The sequence below is a fragment of the Marinitenerispora sediminis genome (assembly GCF_003336425.1).
Classification (GTDB): Bacteria; Actinomycetota; Actinomycetes; order Streptosporangiales; family Streptosporangiaceae; genus Marinitenerispora; species Marinitenerispora sediminis.
In genome coordinates this window covers 13037-34408 of record NZ_QEIO01000021.1, presented here as the reverse complement: position 1 = coordinate 34408, position 21372 = coordinate 13037, and the positions used below count along the sequence as shown (strand labels likewise).

Genomic DNA, 21372 nt, shown 5'->3' with positions numbered 1-21372 from the left:
GCGAGGCGCCGCCGTCCGGGTGGATGTGGAGCGCGTCCGAAGGGCGCCAGAAGCGGCGCCCCCCACCGGCCGCTGGGCCGCCCTCCGCTACGGGCGCTCGGTTCGGTGGACCTCCACCGGCGACCTAGTCGTCGTCGCGGTTGCCGCGGTCGTTCCCCCGCCCGGGCCCGCCGTTGCCGAACGGGGTCGCCCACAGCTCGACGGTGGCGCCCTCCTCGGCGCGGCCCGTGGGGCTGTAGGCCGCGACCCGGTCGCCCATGAACTCGTGGACCTCGACCCGGAAGCCGAGCTCCTCCAGCTCCTTGCGGGCGTCGTCGACCTTCCAGCCCGTGACGTCGGGGATCTCGATCTGCTCGGGCCCGGACGACACCGTGATCGTCACCGAGTCGCCGCTGCCGACGGTGGAACCGGCCTCCGGGTCCTGCGAGATGACCTGCCCCCGCGGCACACTGTCGCTGGCCTGGTCGGTGACGGACACACTCAGGCCGCTGCCCTCCAGGCTGGCGCGAGCGTCGTCCTGGCTGAGACCCGTGACGTCGGGCATGTCGAAGCCGGCGCTGACGGTCAGGGTCACCCCGGCCGCCCGGTCGGCGTCCGCACCGGCCTCGGGGTCGGACGACAGCACCGTCCCGGCCGGCTGGTCGCGGGACGACGCCTCCTCCTCGGTGACGTCCTCGATGCCGAGGTCCTCCAGCTGCCCGCGGGCGTCGGACACCGGCAGGCCCACCACGTTGGGCATCTCCACCGTCTGCGGTCCGAGGGAGAGCGCCACCGTCACCGTGTCTCCGGGCAGCGCGCGGGCGGAGGCGGCGGGATCGCTCTCCGCGATCGTGCCCTCCTCGGCCTCGTCGCTGTACACGCCCTCGTCGGCCACCGAGATGCGCAGGCCCTGCGCGGACAGCTGCTGCTCCGCCTGCTCCCGGCTCATCCCCACCAGCTCCGGCACGCTCTCGTAGCGTCCGAACGCCATCCACCAGCCGAACCCCGCCAGGAGCACCACGAGCAGGCCGGCGACCGCGATCAGCGGGTAGCGCAGGCCGCGGCTCCGCTCGCGCCGGTCGTCGCCGTAGTCCTCGTAGTCGTCGTCGGGGACGTCCGGCAGCTCGACCACGAGCGTGTTGTTGGAGTCGTCGTCGGCGCTGCCGGCGGCGGCCGCGGCGCCGGCGGGCGGCAGGGCGGCGGCCGGGGCGTAGCCCGCCGGCGGCTGCGGTGCGGCGCCCGCGAGGTGCGGGTACACGTCGAACACCGCGGCGAGGAACTGGCCGGCGTCGCCCGGCCGGTAGCGGGGGTCGCGCTCGGTGGCCTGGGTGACCAGCGCGTCGATCTCCGGCGCGATGCCGTCGACCACGCGCGACGGGCGCGGCACGTCCTGGTTGACGTGCTGGTAGGCGACCGCGATGGCGGAGTCGCCGGTGTGCGGCTGCGCACCGGTGAGCAGCTCGTACAGCATGATGCCGCACGCGTAGACGTCGGTACGGGCGTCGGAGACGCTCTGGGAGATCTGCTCCGGCGCCAGGTAGGCGGCCGTGCCCATGAGCGTGCCCGTCTTGGTCAGCCCCTCCTGGGCCGCCTCGACCACCCGCGCCAGGCCGAAGTCCACGACCTTGACCTGGCCGTCCCGGGTCAGCAGCACGTTCTCGGGCTTGATGTCGCGGTGCACCATGCCGGCCTGGTGCGCGGCGCCGAGGCCGGCCAGCACCGGCACCATGATCTGCAGCGCGTCCTGCGGGGCCAGCCGGCCCCGCAGCTTCAGCAGGTCGCGCAGGGTGCGGCCCGGGACGTACTCCATCGCGAGGTAGACGTGCCCCTGGTCGGTCCCCTGGTCGTACACCTGCACGACGTTGGGGTGCGACAGCTTGGCCACGGCGTGCGCCTCGTTGATGAAGCGGCGCACGAACTGGGGGTCCTGGGCCAGGGTGGAGTGCATGACCTTGAGGGCCACACGCCGGTCGAGCCGGAGGTCGTGGGCGACGTAGACGGTCGCCATGCCGCCGCCGGCGACACGGGACTCGACGTAATAGCGCTGATCGAGTGTCGCGCCTACAAGCGGGTCCGCAGTCGTCATGTCCACGGAGGCGAGTTTACGGGTAGAAGGGCAAAGTACGGCGGGCCAATGGTTTTCCCTTTACTGGAATGGGGTAAAGACCTTCGCTCAACGTCACAACCACCTGACGCTCCGGTACGGCCCGCCGCGTCCCGGGGCCGGACCGCCCGGCGCGAGCGCCTGCGCCGGGCGGTCCGGGGCGTCAGCACGGGGGCCGGTCCGGGTCGGGGGAGGACGCCTGCGCGTAGCGGCGGACCGGGATCCGGCCGGCGCGCCGCGCCATGCGGCCGGCGGCGACCGCGTCGCGCATCGCCGCCGCCATCAGGGCGGGCTCCCGGGCGCGGGTGACGGCGGTGGCGAGCAGCACGGCGTCGCAGCCCAGCTCCATGGCCAGCGCGGCCTCGCTCGCCGTGCCGATGCCGGCGTCCAGGATCACCGGGACCCCGGCCTGCTCCACGATCAGCTCGATGTTGTGCGGATTGCGGATCCCGAGGCCGGAGCCGATGGGCGCGCCGAGCGGCATCACCGCGGCGCACCCCACCTGCTCCAGGCGGCGGGCGAGCACCGGGTCGTCGTTGGTGTAGGGCAGCACCACGAAGCCCTCGTCCACCAGGCGCTCGGCCGCGTCCAGCAGCTCCACCGGGTCGGGTAGCAGCGTCCGCTCGTCGGCCACCACCTCCAGCTTGATCCACTCCGTCCCCAGCGCCTCGCGGGCCAGGCGGGCGGTGCGCAGCGCGTCGGTGGCGGTGAAGCAGCCGGCGGTGTTGGGCAGCGGCCGGATCCCGTTGCGATGCAGCACGTCCCACACCGACCCGCGCGCCGCCGGGTCCACCCGGCGCATCGCGACGGTGGTCAGCTCGGTGCCCGACGCGATCAGCGCCTCCTCCAGGACACGGAGCGAGGGCGCGCCGCCGGTCCCCATGATCAGCCGGGTACCGAACTCCCGTCCGGCGATGACGAGCGGGTCGGCCGTGGCCCGCGGGCCGCTGCCGGGGGCGGCGGTCGTCGGTTCGGCGGTCATCTGATCAGCCTCCCTGCACGGCGGTGAGCACGTCCACCCGGTCGTCCGGGCCGATCGCGGTGTCGGCCCAGCCGGTGCGCGGCACCACCTGGTCGTTGACCGCCACGGCGACGCCGTTGGCCGCGCTCGTCAGCGAGCGGACCACGTCCGCCACGGTGGTGGCCGGCGGGACGTCGCGCGCCTCACCGTTGATGATCACCTGCACGGGTTCTCTCACCTTCCTTCCCGGAGAACGCCCCGGCCTCCGGGGCGGGCGGGCCGCGTGGGACGCGGTCCGTTCAGGTGGCGGCGCCGGCCGCCACCGCGCGCGTGGCGGCGAAGCGGCGGGCGAAGTCGGGCAGCCGGCCGTCGGCGAGCGCCGCCGCCATCGCGTCGCCGGTGGCCGGTGTGAACAGCACGCCGTGCCGGAAGTGGCCGACGGCGAGATGCAGCCCCGGGACCCGGGTCGGACCGAGCAGCGGTTCGTTGTCCGGGGATCCCGGGCGCAGACCGACACAGGTCTCCGCGATCTCCAGCTCGCTGACGCCCGGCACCAGTTCGCGGGCGTCGCGCAGCAGCTCCCAGACGCCGCCGACCGTGAGCCGGGTGTCGTGGCCGGCCTCCTCCTGGGTGGCGCCCAGGACCACCTCGCCGTCGTCGCGGGGCACCAGGTAGACGGGGGCGCCGCGGACCAGGCCGCGGACCGTGCGGGAGACGGGCGGCGCCTCGCCGGGGGGCGTGCGCAGCCGCAGCAGCTGGCCCTTGACCGGGCGCAGCTCGGGCAGCACGCCGTCGGGCACCCCGGCGAGGCCGCCGGTCCACGCCCCGGCGGCGAGCACGACCTGCGGGGCGCGGAGCTCTGGGGGCGCGTCCGGCGCGCTGGTGGAGCGCTCCAGCCGGACGCCGCGCACCGCGCCGCCGGCGAGCTCGACCGCGGTGGCCCGGACAGGGAGCAGCGCGACCCCGCGTCCGCGAGCCGCCGCCCGCAGCGCCGCCAGCAGCCGGCGCGGGTCCACGGAGTGGTCGTCGGGCGCCAGGAACCCGCCGCGCACGGACGGGGCGAGCATCGGTTCCAGCCGGCGGCACTCCCGGCCGGTGAGGCGCCGGGTGGCGATGCCGAGGCGGGCGCGGAGGTCGCCGAGTTCGGCGAGCCGGGCGAGGTCGTCGGTGTCGAAGGCGACCTGGAGCGTGCCGCCGGTGCGGTACCCGGGCTCCGTCGCGCCGTCGGCGGCCAGTTCGGCCAGGAACCCCGGGTAGCGGTCCCGGGAGACGAGCCCGAAGCGGGTCAGCGCCTCCTCGCCGTAGGCGGCCTCGGTGGCGGGTGTGAGCATGCCGGCCGCGACCACGGAGGCGGCGTGCCGGCTCTGTGGGGCGACCACGCTCACGCGCAGACCGCGGCGGGCGGCCCGCCATGCGGTGACCATGCCGATCAGGCCGGCACCGACGACGATCACGTCGGAATCCGCTACCTTCGGCGGCGCGGCGTGGTTGGATGGGGACGACACGATGCCAGCTCCACTCCCTTCGCCGGTATGACCCGGATCAGGTTCGTGCGGTCGGAGGCTGGCAGCCTCCCTCTCAGCCGGGTCCCTACCCGGCTCCCGCGGGGACGTCGCTCTCGGGCCATAGTAGATCCCGCCCCGCCAGGCGGGCCAGGGCGGGGTGTGACGGGCCGCGCGCTACGCCGACAGCGATAACGGGGCAGATAGCGTTTGGAATCCACCGGTTTGTGGGACATTGGCTGACGTGACACAGATCGACCGTGACACCGACGCCCTCGTCGGCGACTGGCTGACCATCCGCGAGGCGGCCCGGGCGCTGGGAGTCAGTCCCAACCGGATCAAGCAGCTCATCCGCGACCACAAGCTCCTAGGCGCCACCCGCTCCGGGGAGTTGTCGATCCCGGCGGCGTTCATCTCCGGCGGCGACGTCGTCAAGGGCCTGCCGGGCACGCTGACGGTGCTCGCCGACTGCGGTTTCTCGACCGACGAGGCGCTGCGCTGGCTGTTCACGGCGGACGACACTCTGCCCGGCGCGCCGATCGAGGCGATCACGGCCAACCGCGGCACCGAGGTGCGGCGCCGCGCGCAGGCCATGGCGCTCTAGCCGTACCCGGCGCTCCGCCCGTTCCCGGGCGGAGCGCGACCGCGCACCGGTGCCCGGCGGGTGCCGGACGGCGGTCAGGGGCTGGCGCGGCGCTCCGTGAGGAGCAGGGCCAGCGCGACGAGCAGCACCAGCGCGGCCGGGTACCCGAGCAGTGCGGCGTCGAGCCCACTCAGCAGGGCGCCGCCCATGAGGCCGCCCAGCGAGGTGCCGGCGTAGAGAGCGGAGCTGTTCAGGCTGAGCAGCACCGGAGCCGCCGCGGGGTCGAGCGCGACCACGCGCTGCTGCTGCGGCACGGCGACCATCCAGCCGAAGAGGCCGTACACCGCCATCCAGACCGCGGCCGCGGCGATGCCGGTGCTCGCCGCCTGCACCGTGAGCATCAGGGCCAGCAGGACCGGGAACGTCACCAGGAGCACGAAGCGCGGGCCGCGCGTGTCGGCGAGCCGGCCGGACAGCACGCTGCCGACCACCGACAGTACCCCCCACACCCAGAGCAGCACCGTCATCCCGCCGGTGCCGCCGGCGGCCGGGCCGAACACCGCGCCGACGTAGCTGAACACGGTGAAGCAGGCCCACAGCGGCAGCAGGGTCAGCGCGGCGACCCGCAGCAGCCGGGGGTCGCCCAGCGCGCGCAGCCGGGCGGCCAGCCCCACCGCGGGCTGCCGCCCGCCGCGCGGCAGCCGGAGCAGCCCCGCCACCGCGACCGCCGCGAGGCCGGCCACCAGCCACAGCGAGGCCCGCCAGCCGAGGGTTCCGCCGAGCCAGCTGCCCAGCGGCACGCCGAGGGCCGTGGAGGCGGTCATGCCGCCGATGACCACCGCCATGGCGCGTCCCTGGTGGCGGGCCGGGCTGAGGGCCGCGGCCATGGCACTGGCGTTCGGCGTGTACATGGCCGCGCCGGCGGCCGCGACGACGCGGGACAGCAGCAGGACGGCGTAGTCGGGGGTGAGGGCGGAGAGCGCGTTGCCGGCCAGGAAGAGCGCCATGGCGGCCGGCAGGAGGACGCGGCGCTCCACCCGGCCGGTGAACGCCGCCAGGACCGGGGCCAGCACGGCGTAGGCCAGGGCGAACACGGTGACCATCTGCCCGGCGGCGGCGACGCCGACCCCGAGGTCCGCTGCGATGTCGGGCAGCACGCCGGAGGTGACGAACATACCGGTGCCGACGGCGAAGGTGCCGACGGCGAGGGGGAGCAGCCGGACGACGGAGTACTGCGGGGCCGGTTCGGGGCCGGCCGTCGCCGGAGACGGCGGTGCGACGGTCGAGGAGGCGGTCACGGCACGTCCTTGTGGTTTGGCTACTATCAAACAGTCGGAGCGTCGCACCTTAGTTTGATGTTTGTCAAACGATCTGGCGAAGGATGTCCTGGTGTCATGACTCACCTCTTCCATCCCGCGCGGGACGACATGCGCATCTCCCGCGTCCTGGCGGCACTCGCCGACCCCGTGCGGCTGCACCTGGTCGCCCAGGTCGCGGACGGCTCCGAGCGGAGCTGCGCGGCGGAGGAGTGGGGGGTCCAGGTGCACAAGTCGACGCTGTCCCACCACTTCCGGGTCCTGCGCGAGGCCGGCGTCACCATGACCCGCGTGGACGGACGCAACCGGTGGATCCGCCTCCGGCGCGCGGACCTGGACGCCCGGTTCCCCGGACTGCTCGCCGCCGTCCTCGCGGCGCTGCCGGAGGAGGCGGCGCACCCGCAGGACCGCGCCGCCGCGAGCTGACCGGGAGGGGCACTCCCGCCAGCACGGGCGGGGCCGTCCGGCCACCCCTCCACGGCGGGCCGGAGCTGGCAGCGGGCGGGTCGGCGCAAACGCGGCCGCGACCCGCTCAGTGGTGATGGGTGATCACGGCGCCCCGGTGGCAGGCGTGGCAGCGGGGCCCCACGATGTCCGGGGCGCTCCGCCGCCCGGGGTACCCGGACGGGTGCGCTTGCCGCGGTGTCCCGCGCCGGCAGCGTGCGGGCCGCTAACCGGACCGCCCGGCACCAGCGCCCGAACGAGGCGACTCCGCCCCTGAGCGCGGCGCCGGGAGGATACGGGCCTCGGGACGGCGGCGGACCACCTCATCCAGGCTCATTCAGGACGAGGCCCGCAGCGAAGCGTCCAGGCTCGTCATGAGTTGGGCGACGCGGCTCTTGCCAGTCGGGGCGAGTGGATAGCGGCGAAGGACGCTGATGAGGACCGGTGTGGCGCGTTCCCGGGCCTGCTCGATCATCCTGCTTCCCACGGCCGGATCGCCGCCCGCGTTCAACTCGGCCACGCGGGCCGCACATGCGGCGGCGCGCAGGATGTGGCCGACCTGGGTGGCTTTCGCGATCGGATGCAGGTACGCGGCAGCCGCGGCATCACCGGCGGCACGTGCGGCAAGCCGCGCGGCCTCGGTGGCCGCTTCCCTCGCCGCCCGGTGGGCATCCAGTGCGGTGACGCGCTGCAACGTGGTCCTGCGCGCGCCATCGACGAACTCCCAGGCGGCCGCGATGGCCGCGCGAGGCCGGGGGTCACCGGGCGCCGCGGCCTCGAAGACCGGGAGGACGCCCTGCGCGCTCTCCGCCGCGTAGCGCGCCACGACGCGCAGCTCGTCCATCGTCAACGAGAAGTCACCGGATACGGTCGTCACGGCTCGGATTCTGCCAGGCGCGCGAACCATCCCGGTCCTGAAAGGGAGACGGGCCGGACAGCGGGGAGCCGGCGGCCATGGGACGACTCCAGGGCGCACGAGGAGGCCGCTGTGCGCACCCGGCGCCCCGGCCCGCGACGCGGGTGCCCCCGATCGCGTCGGGCCGTCCGACCGGCGCGGGGGCGTGGGCCGGGCCGCGCCGCTTCCACCGCCTCCGATGGGAGCGCCCCGGGGACCGGGCCACGCCGCCGAGGGAACCGGCCGGGCAGGGGGCGGCCACCCGCGGCAGGGCCCGCGGCGCGTTGGCCCACCGCGGGGCCAGGCGTGCGGCGCCGTGCGGTCATCGGGGCCGGGACGCCCGGCCGGGCCGGCGCGGCGCTACCCTGGCCCACGTGACCGCCACGGATCTCCGGGAGCGCCTGGCCGCCGCCCGGCTCTACCTGTGCACCGACGCCCGCCGGGAGCGGGGCGACCTCGCCGAGTTCCTCGACGCGGCGCTGTCCGGCGGCGTGGACATCGTCCAGCTGCGGGACAAGGCCCTGGAGGCGCGCGAGGAACTCGACGCCCTGGAGGTCGTGCGCGCGGCCTGCCGGCGGCACGGCGCGCTGCTGGCCGTCAACGACCGCGCCGACATCGCGCGCGCCGCGCGGGCCGACGTCCTGCACCTCGGCCAGAACGACCTGCCGGTGCGCTACGCCCGCGAGATCATCGGCGACGAGCCCCTGATCGGCCGGTCGAACAACACGCCGGACCTCGCCACCGCGTCGGCGGCCCAGCCGGGGGTCGACTACTTCTGCGTCGGCCCCGCGTGGGCCACACCGACCAAGCCGGGCCGCCCCGCCGCCGGACTGCCGATCGTGGAGCACGCCGCCGCGCTGGGATCCCGGCGGCCGTGGTTCGCCATCGGCGGGATCGACCTGCGCAACCTCGACCAGGTGATCGCCGCCGGCGCCCGCCGGGTGGTCGTCGTCCGCGCCATCACCGAGGCCGGGGACCCGCACGCCGCCGCCGCGGAGTTCCGGCGCCGGCTCGCCGCGGCCGGGTAGCGCGGCGCTGCCGCGCGCGGCGTCGTTAGCCAACCGTCATTCCGGGACCGCTGTACCGGGCCGTCCGCGCCTCCTACCCTCGTGACATCGATCACAACGACCGATTCGGGTGAGGGCACATGCGCAGCACCATGCAGGACGTCCCGCTGTCCGTCGCCGACCTGGTCCGCTACGGCACCGCCGTGCACGGCGCGGCCTCCGTGGTCACCTGGACCGGCGGTGAACCGCGCCGCAGCAGCCTCGCCGAGGTCGGCCGGCGGGCCGCACGGCTGGCGCACGCCCTGCGCGAGCTGGGCGTCACCGGCGACCAGCGGGTGGCCACCTTCCAGTGGAACAACCAGGAGCACCTGGAGAGCTACCTGGCCGTACCCGCCATGGGGGCGGTCCTGCACACCCTCAACATCAGATTGCACCCGGACCAGATCCGCTACATCGCCAACCACGCCGAGGACCACGTCGTGATCGTCGACGCCTCGCTGCTGCCGGTGCTCACGCCGCTGCTGCCCGACCTGAAGACGGTGCGGCACGTCGTCGTGGCCGGCGGCGGGCCGGACGACCTGCCCGCCCCGCAGGCGGTCCCCGACGGCGTCCAGGTGCACCGCTACGACGAGCTCCTCGCCGGCAGACCGGAGGAGTTCGACTGGCCCGTCGCGGACGAACGCGACGCCGCGGCGATGTGCTACACCTCCGGGACCACCGGCGACCCCAGGGGCGTGGCCTACAGCCACCGCTCGATCTGGCTGCACTCCATGCAGGTCTGCATGTCCGACGGCCTGGAGGTGCGCCCCGAGGACCGGGTCCTCGCCGTGGTGCCGATGTTCCACGCGATGTCGTGGGGGCTGCCCTACGCGGCGCTCATGGTGGGCTGCTCCCTGGTGCTCCCCGACCGCTTCCTCCAGCCCGGCCCGCTCGCCGACATGGTCGCGGCGGAGCGGCCCACCCTCGCCGCGGCCGTGCCGACCGTCTGGCAGGGGCTGGTGCGCGAACTGGAGACCGCGCCGCGCGACGTCTCCACCCTGCGGCGGGTGGTCATCGGCGGCGCGGCCTGCCCGCCGGCGCTGATGCGGCTCTTCGAGGAGCGGTACGGGATCCCGGTGCTGCACGCGTGGGGGATGACCGAGACCTCCCCGCTGGGCAGCGTCGCGCACCCGCCGGCCGGCGCCGAGGGGGAGCGCAGGTGGTCCTACCGGCTCAGCCAGGGCCGGCTGCCCGCGAGCGTCCGGGGCCGGCTGGTCGGCGCCGACGGCCATCCGGTGCCGCACGACGGCCGCGGCGTGGGTGAACTGGAGGTGCGCGGGCCGTGGGTGACCGGCTCCTACCACCGCGGCGCCGACCCGGACCGGTTCCACGACGGGTGGCTGCGCACCGGCGACGTCGGCACCCTGACGCCCGACGGCTACCTCCGCCTGACCGACCGGTCCAAGGACGTGATCAAGTCCGGCGGCGAGTGGATCTCGTCGGTCGAGCTGGAGGGGCACCTGATGGCCCACCCGGACGTGCGGGAGGCCGCCGTGGTCGCCGTCCCGGACGAGAAGTGGGGCGAGCGCCCCCTCGCCGCGGTGGTCCTGGAACCGGGGGCGGCGGCGGGCTTCGCGGAGCTGCGGGACTTCCTCGCCGAGCACGTCGCTCGCTGGCAGCTGCCGGACTGGTGGTCGCTGGTTGCGGAGGTGCCGAAGACGTCGGTCGGGAAGTTCGACAAGAAGCTGATCCGGCAGCAGCACGCGGCGGGGGAGCTGGCGGCGGTCCGGCTCTGACGGCCCGCCGCGGAGCGGTCCCGGACAGCTCCGCCGGAGGGCGTCAGGGCGTGGCTCACCACGGGGACCACGGGCCTCTGCCGGCTGTGCTCCGGTTGGACGACCGCGGCGGTGAGGCGCGGCGGGCCGACCGGGGCAGCCCGGACCCCGATCGACCAATTGCCCGATTTGGGAATCTATGTCATAAAGAACGGAGTATGGCGGGATTCGGTCCCCCGACCACGGCTGAGGGCGGCCGCCCACGCACGCCCCCCGTCCGAAATTCCGGCGAGGGCCGAAATGTGGGCTCCTGGGCGAGCTCGCCACCGGGAGAAGTCGGGACCAACCGGTTCCTTCCGCGTGCCGATCGCGGTCTCCGCGCCACCGGTCGCCCAAGATAGGGAGTCATGGGCGACGAGCAGGACGCAGCACACATCATCGGAGTCACCGGCGCCACCGGGGCCGTGGGCGGCCGGGTGGCCAGGCGGCTGGCCCGGCGGGGTGCCAGCCAGCGACTCGTGGTGCGCGACCTCAACCGGGCGCCCGAACTGGCCGGCGCCAGCGCCGCCATGGCGGTGTACGAGGACCCCGCCGCGTTCGAACGCGCCGTGCGGGGCGCCGACACGCTGTTCCTCGTCTCGGCGGGGGAGGACCCCGAGCGGGTGCAGCACCACATCGGCGCCGTGGACGCCGCGATCGCCGCCGGGGTGACCCGCATCGTGTATCTGTCCTTCCTGGCGGCCGGCCCTGCGGCGACCTTCACCTTCGCCCGGGACCACTTCTTCACCGAGGCGCACATCCGCTCCACGGACGTCGCGCACACCTTCCTGCGGCCGAGCCTCTACCTCGACCTGGTGCCGCGCTGGGCCGACGAGTCCGGCCTGATCCGGGGGCCGGCCGGCCAGGGCCGGGTCGCCTGGGTGTCGCGCGACGACATCGCCGACGTCGCCACCACGGTGCTGCTCGGCGGCCGGGAGCACGACGGCCGGACCTACGACATCACCGGCCCGGAGGCGGTCACCCTCGGGCAGACCGTCGACCGGCTCTCCGCGCTGACCGGCAAGCCGCTCCGCTACCTGCCCGAGACGTGGGAGGAGGCGCTGGAGTCCCGGCGCCGGGTCGGCGCGCCCGAATGGGCGGTCGAGGGCTGGGCCAGCTCCTACGCCGCCATCGCCCGCGGCGAGCTGGACGTGGTGAGCCCCGCCGTCTCCGACCTCACCGGGCACCCACCGCAGTCCATCGAGGGGTTCATCCGCCGGAACCCGAGCGCCTGCGCGCACATCCACGCCTGACGTAACGCCGTCACACCGCCCGCCCGTACACCAGCCGCCGCAGCAGAGCCTCGGCGGGCCCGCGCCGCCGCGCCTGGTGCAGGGCGAGTGCGGCCGCGGCGGTCAGCAGCCACACCGCCGCCGCGACACCGGCCATGCCCGCGCTGCCGAGGTGCGCGCCGAGGCCGAGCCCCCACGCTGCCAGGAGCGGGGCGCAGAGCAGCGACTGGGCCAGGTAGCAGGACAGCGACCGGGAACCGACCGCGGTGAGCACGGTGACGGCCGCCCGCCCCATCCGCCTCGGGGCGCGGGCGTTGTAGCGGGCGGCGAACAGGGCGAACACCGCGACGTACCCGACCCCGCCGGCCGGTCCGCCCAGTGTGGCGAGACCGGCGAGCGCCGCGTACGCCGGATCGGCGACCTCCAGCAGCCCCACGTGCGCGAGCGCCTGCGGCAGCCCGGTGAGCCATCCGACGCCCACGCCCGCCACGGCCACCCGCACCAGCAGCCGCCGGTACCGGGCCGGCCGCTCCAGGACCCGGTGCCGCGCCGCCCACATCCCGACCGCGACGGCCGCCGGGATGATCAGCGAGAGCGCCTGCGCCACCGCGGCGAGCGGCCACAGCACGGCCCGGCGCGCCATCGCGGTCGCCGCGTCCGGGTCGGTGAACGTGACCTGCAGCAGCGCCTGGACGGCCGTGGGCCCCGCGTCCCCGGCGGCGGACGCGGGGTCGGCGAGGGCCATGACGGCCGCGGCGGCGGAGAACGCGAACAGCGCCGCCACGAGTGTGCCCAGGAGCCCCGCCCAGAGCCGTACCGCCGGCTCCGTCTGGCGCAGCAGCAGCCCGCCGAGCACCAGCCCGGCCAGGCCGTAGGCGCCGAGGATGTCGCCGGCGAACAGCAGCGCGGCGTGCGCGAAGCCGAAGGCGAGCAGCCACAGGTTGCGCCGCCGCACCAGCGCGGCGGCCGCCCGCTCGCCGCCGCCGGCCGCCCGCTGGCGGTCGTACAGCCGCACCATGCCGTAGCCGAACAGCAGCGCGAACATGGGGTAGGACCGCGCGTCCACCGCGACGATCATCACGAACCGCACGACGCGGTCCAGGGCCGCGCCGTCCACGGGGTGCGCGGTGGCGGGCAGGTCGTAGGACCCCAGGTACCAGGGGGTGTTCGCCAGCACGATCAGCAGCAGCATGGCCCCGCGCGCCAGGTCGGGCGCGAGCGCACGTTCGTCCGGGCGCGCGGGGCCGCGCGGCACGCTTCGAGGGGGACTCACGGCTGCGACCTCCGGCCGGGGGCTCATCGAGGGAAGGACCTGTACCGGCCCCGTCCCAGCTTCGGACCACGCGCGCCTGCCGGCCATCCCCCTCAAGGAGGATTCATGTCATGCGACCGGCGGGACGGGCTCCGGCGCGAGCTCGGCTCTCCGGCATCCACCGGAGAACGACGTGCCCGGCCTCCGCGGGGCTCCGGGCCCGCTTCAGGCGGAGGCGACGGGAAACGGACCGGTCCCGCGTGCCGACGCCGCGGACCGGCAAGGAGACGTGAGCCCCACGCAGGGCTGGAACACGCGCTGCGGCTTGATATCGTCCCAGGTCAACGAGACTGCTCCCCGCGCACGCGGGGATGGCCCCACCACCACTCTCGGTACGGCGACGCTGTCTCTCTGCTCCCCGCGCACGCGGGGATGATCCCGCCACCAGGACCGCCATGGCGGGTCGCTGCTCCCCTCGCAGGGAGACGATCCGCCTTGGACGGCGTGAGTGCGCCGACGTGGCTTCGGCTCGCCGTGCCGGGCGGTCTCCATGGCGAGGCCGGGACGGTCGGTTCGCTGCGATCATCACCGCCGGGCGGCACGGAGATCCCCGCGCTCCGGGACAGTCATCGCGGTGTCCTGGCCGTGCGGCGGCGATCAGGGTCCGGCCGCGCCGACGCGGGACCCGAGTGACTGGTTCCCGAGTCAGCCGACCAGGTGGCCGGCTGTGCACGCACCGACTGGCGGGGCGGTGCCCGCGTCTCGGGCTCGGCTGACGACGGCGACCGGCATGCGAGGGAGCGCGGGGCCAACCGGCTCGAACGCAACCGGGAGATGGCCGCCCGCTCCGGCAAGCACGCCGCACGCTTCGAGGCCACCGTCTGGACCGCGGCCATCGGGGAATGGCGCTGAACTTCCCAACATGCCCCAGCGACGCGGGGCCCGGCTCCCCGCGCACGCGGCGATGGCTCTGATGAGGCATACGGGGGGAAGCGGTCCAAGAGGCGCTGCTCCCCGCCCGTGCGCGGATGTCGCCGTCCAGCGTCGTCGCTCCGAGGGCCGGGGGCGGGACGCCGCCCCTCCCCGCAACGGGAGCCAGCACAGGGGGCTCTGCGGGCCTCCGGGCGCGGCCTCAGTGCTTGCGGGCCGTGGCCGCCACGATGAGGTCGGCCAGGGCGGAGCGGGCGTCGTCGGCGACCGCGTCCGTCTGGAGGGCGTCGGTGGCCTGTGCGACGTAGCGGTCGATACGGCGTTCGCAGGCGGCCAGGGCGCCGCTGTCGGTGATCAGGTCGCGCATCCACTCCACCGTCTCCGCGGAGAGGTCCGGATCGCCCAGGTGGCGGCGGAACTCGGCGGCGCCGGCGGCGGGGGCCCGGCGCAGTGTCTCGGCCACGAGGACGGTGCGCTTGCCCTCGCGGAGGTCGTCGCCGGCCGGCTTGCCGGTCTCGTCCGGGTCGCCGAAGACGCCGAGCACGTCGTCGCGCAGCTGGAAGGCGATGCCGAGCGGGATTCCGTAGGCGGTGTACACCGGGGCGAGCTCGTCGTGGCGGCCGGCCAGGGCGGCGCCCAGGTGGAGGGGGCGCTCGATCGTGTACTTGGCCGACTTGTAGGTCATGACGCGCAGTGCGGCGTCGACCGTGTCGGCCTCCCGCGCCTGCTCCACCAGGTCGAGGTACTGGCCCGCCATGACCTCCGAGCGCATCAGGTCGAAGGCCGGGCGGCCGGCGCGCAGCGCGGCCTCCGAGAGGCCGCTGGACTGGTACATCGCGTCGCACCACGCGAGGCACAGGTCACCGAGCAGCACCGCGGCGCCCTGTCCGAAGGCAGCGGAGTCGCCGGTCCAGCCGGAGGAGGCGTGCAGCACGGCCAGCCTCCGGTGGGTGGCCGGCAGGCCGCGGCGGGTGTCGCTGTTGTCGATGACGTCGTCGTGGATGAGGGCGCAGGCCTGGAGGAACTCCAGTGCCGCCGCGGCGACGTGGATCGCCCGGGTCTCGGGACCGCCGGCTCCCCGCCACCCCCAGTAGCAGAACGCCGGGCGGATGCGCTTGCCGCCGGCCAGCATCGCCTCCAGCGCGTCGAGGACGGGGGCCAGCTCCTCGCCGATCTCCAGCACCTCGGCGCGGCGCCGCCGGACGAAGTCCGCGAGCTCGGCGTCCACGGCCGGCCGCATAAAGGAGACAGGGGAGAAATGCGAGGAATCCATGCAGGCAGGGTATCCGCTGTCACCGCCCTGGCCGGCCCGGGCGGCGCGGCCGGCGGTTCGCGCCGGGCGCGGGAGCGCGGCCCGGCGGGAGCTGGCACGTGACGGCAGGTCCGGCCGGGGCGTGAACTGCGGTTACCGTGGCCGCGGACCGGATCCGAACGGTCTCCTACCGGGCTGGTGGACTACAGTTGGACGCATGCTTGGGTCACCGACACGTTCTGGCGCGGCGCCGGGACTCACCGCCCGCCCCCGCCGCATCAGCGACCTCCTCACCGCCGGAAAGCCCACCTTCTCCTTCGAGTTCTTCCCCCCGAAGACCCCCGAGGGGCAGCGCAAGCTGTGGCGCGTGATCCGCGAGATCGAGGCGCTGCAGCCGTCGTTCGTCTCGGTGACGTACGGGGCCGGCGGCGGAACCCGCGACCGCACGGTGGAGATCACCGAGCGCATGGCCACCGACACCACGCTGCTGCCGGTGGCGCACATGACCGCGGTGGACCACTCGGTCCGGGAGCTGCGCCACCTGATCGGGCGCTTCGCCGGGGTGGGGGTCGGCAACATGCTCGCGCTGCGCGGCGATCCGCCCGGGGACCCGCTCGGCGAGTGGGTGCGGCACCCCGAGGGCCTGGAGTACGCCGACCAGCTGGTCCGGCTGATCAAGGAGAGCGGCGACTTCTGCGTCGGGGTGGCGGCGTTCCCCTACAAGCACCCCCGCTCGGCCGACATCGACAGCGACGTCGAGTTCTTCGTGCGCAAGATCCGGGCCGGCGCCGACTACGCCATCACCCAGATGTTCTTCGAGGCCGACGAGTACCTGCGGCTGCGCGACCGCGTGGCGGCCCGCGGCTGCGACGTGCCGATCATCCCCGAGATCATGCCGGTCGTGAAGCTCGCCACGATCGAGCGCTCCGAGCAGCTCTCCGGAGCCCCGTTCCCGCGCCGGCTGGCCGCGGAGTTCGAGCGGGTGGCCGACGATCCGGAGGCGGTGCGCGAGCTCGGCATCGAGCAGGCCACCCGGTTGTGCGAGCGGCTGCTCGACGAGGGCGCGCCGGGCATCCACTTCATCACGTTCAACCAGTCGACCGCGACCCGGGAGATCTACCAGCGGATCGCCGGCTCCCGCCAGCCGGCAGCGGCAGCGGCGCGGCCATGATCGTGAAGGGCTGATCCGGGCTTCCGGGGAAGCGGAAGTCCGTGAGGACGTCGGTGAAGCCGCACGAGTGGTACAGCGCGCGGGCCCGGGTCGGTCCGCTGTGCGTCGACAGCACGGCGGTGAGCTCGGGGCGCTCGGCGGCGAGCGCCTCCAGCATCCGCCGGCCGATGCCGCGCCCCTGCCACTCCGGGCGTACGTGCACCTCGGCGATCTCGAACGAGTCGGTGAACCAGTGCCGCTCGGCGTCGGGGTCGCGGAGCCGCAGCGCGTCGCTCACGACGTCGTGCCACCACTGCCCGCGCTGCCCGTGGAAGCCGTAGGCGAAGCCGACCGCCGAGCCGTCGGCCGTCCGGACCGCGGTGAACGAACGGAACCGCGGGTGGCCGGCGTGGCGCTCCATGATGGCCCGGCGCCCGGTCAACTGGTCGCCGGGCGGGGCCATGGCCGCGCGGTAGACCTCCAGCAGCGCCGGCACGGCGCGGACGAAGGCCGGGGCGGCGAGCTCCCACAGCTCGATCTCGGTCTGCACAGCGCCACACTACGGGGCCGGGCCGGGTCCGCCGGTTACTGGCCGCGCCGCGCGTCGTCGGCGGCCGCTCCGATGCGCTCGCCGGACGCGCGCGTCGGGGGGCGACACGTGCCGGGGCGCGCCGGAGGCCCGACGGTTGACGAACGCCTGTTCGAGGGGTAAGTTCGGTGATGTATCGAACGCATGTTCGATAAGTGGTTGTGCCCTCCGGGGCGCGCTCCGGCGACCGCGTCGTCGTCCGGAGCGGAAGCGGTCGGGCGGGGGGAGGGGAAGCCTCTCGCTCGACCGTGTCCACATGTCCGGCCATCGCGCTCCCGGACCGGTGCCCCGTGTCCGGCGCGCGTCCGGCCGCGCCCCGGTCCCCCGTCCCCATCACCGCGGTGCGGCGCCGACGGGGCGTACTCCGGCCGGTGGCGGGCCCGTCCGTACGGGCATCCCCTGGGGCAGGGGGGACGCCACCGCCGTCGAAGAAGAGGCCTGGGAGCGGTCCGGTCCTAGAACGCGTCCACCGCGCGGCGGGCCTCCGGGTCCAGGACGCCCCAGTTGATCAGCTCCTCCGTGAGGTCGGCGGGCGACCGGTCGTAGATGACGGCCAGCGAGCGCAGGTCCTCCTGGCGGATGGACAGCACGCGGCCGTTGTAGTCGCCGCGCTGGCTCTGGATGGTGGCGATGTAGCGCGCGAGCGGGCCGGCCTTCTCCTGCGGCAGCTGCTGCATGCGCTCCAGGTCGATGACCAGCTTCGGCGTCGGGCCCAGCGGGGCCGGAGCGGCGCCGCCCGGCAGGAGCTCCGACATCGGCACGCCGTAGAAGTCGGCGAGCTCGGCCAGCTTCTGGACGGTGACGGCGCGGTCGCCGCGCTCGTAGGAACCCACGACGACGGCCTTCCAGCGCCCGTGGGACTTCTCCTCGACCCCGTGCAGGGACAGGCCCTGCTGGGTCCGGATGGCGCGCAGTCGCGCGCCGAGGGACTTCGCGTATTCGGATGGCATCTTCTTCGTCGCTCCCCGGCCGTGAACGGTGGTGGTGTGGGCGGAGCGGCCCCGGTTCCCGGCGGTCGCCGGATCCCCGGTTGGCGCAGCCGCCCCGGAAACCTCGTGGTCAGGTTGTCTCGCGGGAGCGGTGTGCGGCTGTCCCACCCAGATTGGTTACGGACAGTGACCGTAAGGCGGTGGCGACGCCAGGTCAAGCCGTTAGGCGAAAACGCGACTAATCAGTGGCCAAACTGTGCGTAGGTGAGGGGTCTCTCATACCGCGACCAAATAGGACACAATGTCTGGTCACGGAGCGTCGAAAACGGCCGTTGCGCAAGGACTTTGGGGATCTGGAGGCGGTTCCGGGGCGCATCGCACGAACGGGGCCCGCCATCCCGGACCGGTGAAATCAAGGAGCATTGCTGTGTCGAGAGTCACAGTCACACCCGGAACCCGCTCACTCGGCGTCGGGGCGCCGTGATCACGCTGGTAGCGTGAAAGACGTTCGACGTCCTTTAACGACCTGTTCCGTGAGGCAGGGAAGGAGGTCATCCTCATGCATGCCCGAAAGCATGCGGAAGGTGGCAGCACCAGCAGTACCGCCGCCGGGCCGCCGTCGCGCGCGGACCTCGGCGACGCGCGGGCCGTCCTGGAGGGCCCCGAGATCAACCGGGCACTGACCCGCATCGCCCACGAGGTGCTGGAGCGCACCAAGGGCGCCACCGACATCACCCTGCTGGGCATCCCCACCCGCGGGGTCCCGCTCGCCCGCCGGCTGGCCGGGCGCATCACCCAGGTGGAGGGCCGCGCCATCCCCTGGGGATCGCTGGACATCACGATGTACCGCGACGACCTGCGGCTGGCCCCGGCCCGCGCGCTCGGCCGCACGGAGATCCCGGCCGAGGGGGTCGACGGCCGCGTCGTCGTCCTGGTGGACGACGTGCTCTTCTCCGGCCGCTCCGTGCGCGCCGCCCTCGACGCGCTCAACGACATCGGCCGGCCGCGTGCCGTCCAGCTCGCCACGCTCGTCGACCGCGGCCACCGCCAGCTGCCGATCCGCGCCGACTACGTCGGCAAGAACCTGCCCACCTCGGTGCGCGAGACGGTCACCGTCCTGGTGGAGGAGCTCGACGGGCGCGACGCCGTGCTGCTCGGCCCCGCGCGGCCGCGCGCCGGCCGGGCCGGCTCCGCCGAGGAGGAGGAGAGCTGATGCGCCACCTGCTCTCCGCGGGGGACCTCTCCCGCGACGAGGCCACCCTCGTGCTCGACACCGCCCGCGAGCTGGCCCAGGTCAGCAGCCGGTCGGTGAAGAAGCTGCCCACCCTGCGGGGGCGCACCGTGGTGAACCTCTTCTACGAGGACTCCACCCGCACCCGCATCTCGTTCGAGGCCGCCGCCAAGCGGATGTCGGCCGACGTCATCAACTTCTCCGCCAAGGGGTCCAGCGTCTCCAAGGGGGAGAGCCTCAAGGACACCGCGCTGACCCTGCAGGCGATGGGCGCCGACGGCGTCGTCATCCGGCACAGCGCCTCCGGGGCCGCGCGCCGGCTGGCCGGCTGGGTCGACGGCGCGGTGCTCAACGCCGGGGACGGCACGCACGAGCACCCCACCCAGGCGCTGCTGGACGCCTACACCATGCGCGAGCGCATGGGCCGGCTGGAGGGCCTGCGGGTCGCGATCGTCGGTGACATCCGGCACAGCCGGGTGGCCCGGTCCAACGTCCTGCTGCTGCACACCCTGGGCGCCGAGGTCACCCTCGTCGCGCCGCCCACCCTGCTGCCGGTCTCGGTCGGCACCTGGCCGTGCGCCGTGAGCTACGACCTCGACGAGGTGCTCCCCAAGAGCGACGTCGTGATGATGCTGCGGGTCCAGGCCGAGCGCATGCGGGCCGCGTTCTTCCCGACCGCCCGCGAGTACAGCCGGCGCTACGGACTGGACCGCGATCGCTTCGCCCGGCTGCACGACGACGCGATCGTCATGCACCCCGGCCCGATGATCCGCGGCATGGAGATCTCCGCGGAGGTCGCCGACTCGCCGCGCTCCACCATCACCGAGCAGGTCGCCAACGGCGTGAGCGTGCGCATGGCGGTGCTCTACCTCCTGCTCGGCGGCTCGGAGTCCGCGATCGGGAACGGCAACTAGGAGACCCGCATGACCCACAACCCCACCTTCCTGATCCGCGGTGCCCGCCCCCTCGGCGGCGATCCCGCCGACATCCTCATCCGCGACGGCCGCGTCGCCGCCGTCGGCGCACCGGCCGCCGGCGACCCTGCCGCCGAGGTCGTCGAGGCGCACGGCCTCATCGCGCTGCCCGGCCTGGTGGACCTGCACACCCACCTGCGCGAGCCCGGCCGGGAGGACGCCGAGACCGTGGCCAGCGGCGCCCGTGCGGCCGCCATGGGCGGCTACACGGCCGTGCACGCCATGGCCAACACCGACCCGGTCGCCGACACCGCCGGCGTGGTGGAGCAGGTGTGGCGGCTCGGCCGCGACGCCGGCCACTGCGACGTCCAGCCGGTCGGCGCCGTCACCCAGAACCTCGACGGCGCGCACCTGGCCGAGCTGGGCGCCATGGCCGACTCCATCGCCCGCGTCCGGGTCTTCTCCGACGACGGCATGTGCGTCTCCGACGCGCTGCTCATGCGGCGCGCGCTGGAGTACGTCAAGGCCTTCGACGGCGTCGTCGCCCAGCACGCCCAGGAGCCCCGCCTCACCGAGGGCGCGCAGATGAACGAGGGCGTGGTCTCCGACCGCCTGGGGCTGGCCGGCTGGCCCGCGGTGGCCGAGGAGGCCATCATCGCCCGCGACTGCCTGCTCGCCGAGCACGTCGGCTCCCGGCTGCACATCTGCCACGTGTCGACCAAGGGGTCCGTGCAGATCCTGCGCTGGGCCAAGAGCCGCGGCTGCGACGTCACCGCCGAGGTCACGCCGCACCACCTGCTGCTCACCGACGACCTCGCCGAGAGCTACGACCCGATCTACAAGGTCAACCCGCCGCTGCGCACCGCCGAGGACGTGGCGGCGCTGCGCGAGGCCCTCGCCGACGGCACGATCGACTGCGTGGCCACCGACCACGCGCCGCACCCGATCGAGGCCAAGGAGACGGAGTGGTCCAACGCGGCCATGGGCATGATCGGCCTGGAGACCGCGCTCTCGGTGGTGCAGCACACCATGGTCGACACCGGCCTGCTCGACTGGGCCGGCGTGGCCGAGCGCATGTCGGCGACTCCGGCGCGCATCGGACGCCTGTCCGGGCACGGGCGGCCGCTGGAGGTCGGCGAACCCGCGAACGTTACGCTGTACGACGCGGCCGCGACCAGGGAGATCGACCCGGCGGCGATGGCCTCCAAGAGCGGCAACTCCCCCTACCGGGGCACGACCCTGCCCGGCCGGGTGGTCGCCACCTTCCTGCGCGGTACGCCGACGGTCCTTGATGGGAAGATCCAGTGAC

The 21372-nt window shown here is 74.5% G+C and carries 20 protein-coding genes and 1 riboswitch; of the genes, 10 read left to right on the top strand and 10 right to left on the bottom strand.

The genetic code is table 11. The features are described from left to right. Positions 1-124: 124 nt before the first annotated feature. From pknB to thiO, 4 genes are all read right to left on the bottom strand, one after another. Positions 125-2071 (bottom strand): Stk1 family PASTA domain-containing Ser/Thr kinase, encoded by a 1947-nt coding sequence (gene pknB, locus DEF28_RS06375; RefSeq protein ID WP_114396249.1) that lies wholly within the window; start codon positions 2069-2071, stop codon positions 125-127. 175 nt (positions 2072-2246) lie between these two features. Beyond that, the gene (locus DEF28_RS06370; protein ID WP_114396250.1) at positions 2247-3065 is read right to left on the bottom strand and encodes a thiazole synthase; all 819 of its coding nucleotides are present in this window, start codon (positions 3063-3065) and stop codon (positions 2247-2249) included. A 4-nt stretch (positions 3066-3069) separates the two neighbouring features. Further along, entirely contained in the window at positions 3070-3270 is a 201-nt protein-coding gene (gene thiS / locus DEF28_RS06365) for a sulfur carrier protein ThiS (RefSeq protein WP_114396251.1), read from the bottom strand. Between the two features lie 73 nt (positions 3271-3343). Then, on the bottom strand, positions 3344-4468 hold the full coding sequence (gene thiO / locus DEF28_RS06360; RefSeq protein WP_114396321.1) for a glycine oxidase ThiO: 1125 nt from the start codon (positions 4466-4468) through the stop codon (positions 3344-3346). 78 nt (positions 4469-4546) lie between these two features. Then, positions 4547-4659, bottom strand: a riboswitch (TPP riboswitch). 131 nt (positions 4660-4790) lie between these two features. Here thiO and DEF28_RS06355 point away from each other — a divergent pair. Next, complete coding sequence (locus DEF28_RS06355; protein ID WP_114396252.1) at positions 4791-5150, top strand: Rv2175c family DNA-binding protein; 360 nt, start codon at positions 4791-4793, stop codon at positions 5148-5150. Between the two features lie 74 nt (positions 5151-5224). Here DEF28_RS06355 and DEF28_RS06350 read toward each other — a convergent pair whose 3' ends face one another. Beyond that, positions 5225-6427 (bottom strand): MFS transporter, encoded by a 1203-nt coding sequence (locus DEF28_RS06350; RefSeq protein ID WP_158562766.1) that lies wholly within the window; start codon positions 6425-6427, stop codon positions 5225-5227. Between the two features lie 96 nt (positions 6428-6523). Between DEF28_RS06350 and DEF28_RS06345 the strand changes: the two genes are divergently transcribed. Further along, entirely contained in the window at positions 6524-6871 is a 348-nt protein-coding gene (locus DEF28_RS06345) for an ArsR/SmtB family transcription factor (RefSeq protein WP_114396254.1), read from the top strand. Positions 6872-7226: 355 nt separating this feature from the next. On the opposite strand, the gene DEF28_RS06340 is transcribed toward DEF28_RS06345, so the two are convergent. Then, positions 7227-7766, bottom strand: a complete 540-nt coding sequence (locus tag DEF28_RS06340) for a putative immunity protein (protein ID WP_114396255.1) — start codon at positions 7764-7766, stop codon at positions 7227-7229. A gap of 392 nt (positions 7767-8158) precedes the next feature. Here DEF28_RS06340 and thiE point away from each other — a divergent pair, with 392 nt between their 5' ends. The 3 genes from thiE to DEF28_RS06325 all read left to right on the top strand — a co-directional run bounded on the left by thiE (position 8159) and on the right by DEF28_RS06325 (position 11837). Next, positions 8159-8812 (top strand): thiamine phosphate synthase, encoded by a 654-nt coding sequence (thiE, locus tag DEF28_RS06335; protein ID WP_181874198.1) that lies wholly within the window; start codon positions 8159-8161, stop codon positions 8810-8812. 119 nt (positions 8813-8931) lie between these two features. Continuing rightward, positions 8932-10566 carry a fatty acid--CoA ligase gene (locus DEF28_RS06330; RefSeq protein ID WP_114396256.1) on the top strand — a complete coding sequence of 545 codons (1635 nt, stop codon included), beginning with the start codon at positions 8932-8934 and terminating at the stop codon, positions 10564-10566. A gap of 386 nt (positions 10567-10952) precedes the next feature. After that, the gene (locus DEF28_RS06325) at positions 10953-11837 is read left to right on the top strand and encodes an SDR family oxidoreductase (protein ID WP_114396257.1); all 885 of its coding nucleotides are present in this window, start codon (positions 10953-10955) and stop codon (positions 11835-11837) included. Positions 11838-11847: 10 nt separating this feature from the next. On the opposite strand, the gene DEF28_RS06320 is transcribed toward DEF28_RS06325, so the two are convergent. Continuing rightward, positions 11848-13089 carry a DUF418 domain-containing protein gene (locus tag DEF28_RS06320; protein ID WP_199493156.1) on the bottom strand — a complete coding sequence of 414 codons (1242 nt, stop codon included), beginning with the start codon at positions 13087-13089 and terminating at the stop codon, positions 11848-11850. A 696-nt stretch (positions 13090-13785) separates the two neighbouring features. Here DEF28_RS06320 and DEF28_RS06315 point away from each other — a divergent pair. Then, complete coding sequence (locus DEF28_RS06315; RefSeq protein WP_114396259.1) at positions 13786-13980, top strand: hypothetical protein; 195 nt, start codon at positions 13786-13788, stop codon at positions 13978-13980. 220 nt (positions 13981-14200) lie between these two features. Here the strand turns inward: DEF28_RS06315 and DEF28_RS06310 are convergent, their stop codons facing one another. Next, positions 14201-15271, bottom strand: a complete 1071-nt coding sequence (locus DEF28_RS06310; RefSeq protein WP_114396260.1) for a polyprenyl synthetase family protein — start codon at positions 15269-15271, stop codon at positions 14201-14203. Between the two features lie 196 nt (positions 15272-15467). Here DEF28_RS06310 and metF point away from each other — a divergent pair, with 196 nt between their 5' ends. Continuing rightward, the gene (metF, locus tag DEF28_RS06305; RefSeq protein WP_114396261.1) at positions 15468-16421 is read left to right on the top strand and encodes a methylenetetrahydrofolate reductase [NAD(P)H]; all 954 of its coding nucleotides are present in this window, start codon (positions 15468-15470) and stop codon (positions 16419-16421) included. Here metF and DEF28_RS06300 read toward each other — a convergent pair. Next, entirely contained in the window at positions 16339-16950 is a 612-nt protein-coding gene (locus DEF28_RS06300) for a GNAT family N-acetyltransferase (RefSeq protein WP_114396262.1), read from the bottom strand. The two genes, metF and DEF28_RS06300, sit on opposite strands and share 83 nt — an antisense overlap. A 494-nt stretch (positions 16951-17444) precedes the next feature. Continuing rightward, complete coding sequence (bldD, locus tag DEF28_RS06295) at positions 17445-17939, bottom strand: transcriptional regulator BldD (protein ID WP_114396263.1); 495 nt, start codon at positions 17937-17939, stop codon at positions 17445-17447. Between the two features lie 538 nt (positions 17940-18477). On the opposite strand from bldD, the gene pyrR reads away from it, so the two are divergent. From pyrR to DEF28_RS06280, 3 genes are read left to right on the top strand one after another with little or no spacing between them, the layout of a single operon-like run. Then, positions 18478-19131 (top strand): bifunctional pyr operon transcriptional regulator/uracil phosphoribosyltransferase PyrR, encoded by a 654-nt coding sequence (gene pyrR / locus DEF28_RS06290; RefSeq protein WP_114396264.1) that lies wholly within the window; start codon positions 18478-18480, stop codon positions 19129-19131. Further along, positions 19131-20063: an aspartate carbamoyltransferase catalytic subunit gene (locus DEF28_RS06285; RefSeq protein ID WP_114396265.1), complete on the top strand. Its 933-nt coding sequence runs from the start codon at positions 19131-19133 to the stop codon at positions 20061-20063. Before pyrR ends, DEF28_RS06285 begins: the two co-directional genes overlap by 1 nt. A gap of 9 nt (positions 20064-20072) precedes the next feature. Then, positions 20073-21371, top strand: a complete 1299-nt coding sequence (locus DEF28_RS06280; protein WP_114396266.1) for a dihydroorotase — start codon at positions 20073-20075, stop codon at positions 21369-21371. Position 21372 lies beyond the last annotated feature (1 nt).

Bases quoted from the DNA above. Each gene is read 5' to 3' on its own strand.
- pyrR (WP_114396264.1), top strand. From the start codon at position 18,478: ATGCATGCCCGAAAGCATGCGGAAGGTGGCAGCACCAGCAGTACCGCC.
- DEF28_RS06310 (WP_114396260.1), bottom strand. From the start codon at position 15,271: ATGGATTCCTCGCATTTCTCCCCTGTCTCCTTTATGCGGCCGGCCGTG.
- DEF28_RS06325 (WP_114396257.1), top strand. From the start codon at position 10,953: ATGGGCGACGAGCAGGACGCAGCACACATCATCGGAGTCACCGGCGCC.
- bldD (WP_114396263.1), bottom strand. From the start codon at position 17,939: ATGCCATCCGAATACGCGAAGTCCCTCGGCGCGCGACTGCGCGCCATC.
- DEF28_RS06285 (WP_114396265.1), top strand. From the start codon at position 19,131: ATGCGCCACCTGCTCTCCGCGGGGGACCTCTCCCGCGACGAGGCCACC.
- thiO (WP_114396321.1), bottom strand. From the start codon at position 4,468: ATGGTCACCGCATGGCGGGCCGCCCGCCGCGGTCTGCGCGTGAGCGTG.
- DEF28_RS06370 (WP_114396250.1), bottom strand. From the start codon at position 3,065: ATGACCGCCGAACCGACGACCGCCGCCCCCGGCAGCGGCCCGCGGGCC.
- DEF28_RS06330 (WP_114396256.1), top strand. From the start codon at position 8,932: ATGCGCAGCACCATGCAGGACGTCCCGCTGTCCGTCGCCGACCTGGTC.
- DEF28_RS06280 (WP_114396266.1), top strand. From the start codon at position 20,073: ATGACCCACAACCCCACCTTCCTGATCCGCGGTGCCCGCCCCCTCGGC.
- DEF28_RS06345 (WP_114396254.1), top strand. From the start codon at position 6,524: ATGACTCACCTCTTCCATCCCGCGCGGGACGACATGCGCATCTCCCGC.
- metF (WP_114396261.1), top strand. From the start codon at position 15,468: ATGCTTGGGTCACCGACACGTTCTGGCGCGGCGCCGGGACTCACCGCC.